This is a genomic window from Camelimonas fluminis, assembly GCF_014656355.1.
Taxonomy (GTDB): domain Bacteria; phylum Pseudomonadota; class Alphaproteobacteria; order Rhizobiales; family Beijerinckiaceae; genus Camelimonas; species Camelimonas fluminis.
The window spans coordinates 1-672 of the sequence record NZ_BNCG01000168.1; the positions used below are offsets into that span (position 1 = coordinate 1).

Genomic DNA, 672 nt, shown 5'->3' on the forward strand with positions numbered 1-672 from the left:
CATGCGTGTCGCGATGATCGGCGCAGGCTATGTGGGCCTGGTTTCCGGAACCTGCTTTGCTGATTTCGGCCATTCGGTCATCTGCGTCGACACGGACGCAGCGAAGATCGACAACCTGCGGGCCGGCAGACTGCCGATCTATGAGCCGGGTCTCGACCAGCTGGTTGCCGCCAACATGCGCCAGGGGCGGCTTGGCTTCACCACGGATCTCGCCGCCGCGGTGGCTGATGCGGACGCGGTCTTCATCGCCGTCGGCACGCCCTCGCGTCGCGGCGACGGCCACGCCGATCTCACCTATGTGCATCAGGCTGCGGCGCAGATCGCCGCCGCGCTGACCCGCTATACCGTCGTGGTCAACAAATCCACCGTCCCCGTCGGCACCGGCGACCAGGTGGAGCGCATTATCCGGGAGACCAATCCGGCGGCGGAATTCTCGGTGGTTTCCAACCCCGAATTCCTGCGCGAAGGCGCCGCAATTGAGGACTTCAAACGGCCGGACCGCATCGTCATCGGCGCCGGGGACGCCCGCGCCCAGGAAGTGATGCGCGACCTGTACCGGCCGTTGTTCCTCAACCAGGCTCCCCTTGTCATGACCGGCCGGCGCACGGCCGAGCTGACGAAATACGCCGCCAACGCCTTTCTGGCGATGAAGGTGACCTTCATCAACGAAAT

1 protein-coding gene is annotated in these 672 nt (G+C 65.2%); it reads left to right on the forward strand.

Features of this window, described 5'->3' with window-relative positions; translation table 11 throughout:
• Window position 1 precedes the first annotated feature (1 nt).
• The coding region (locus IE243_RS23000) for a nucleotide sugar dehydrogenase (protein ID WP_191321593.1) at window positions 2–672 on the forward strand (671 nt) is incomplete at its 3' end.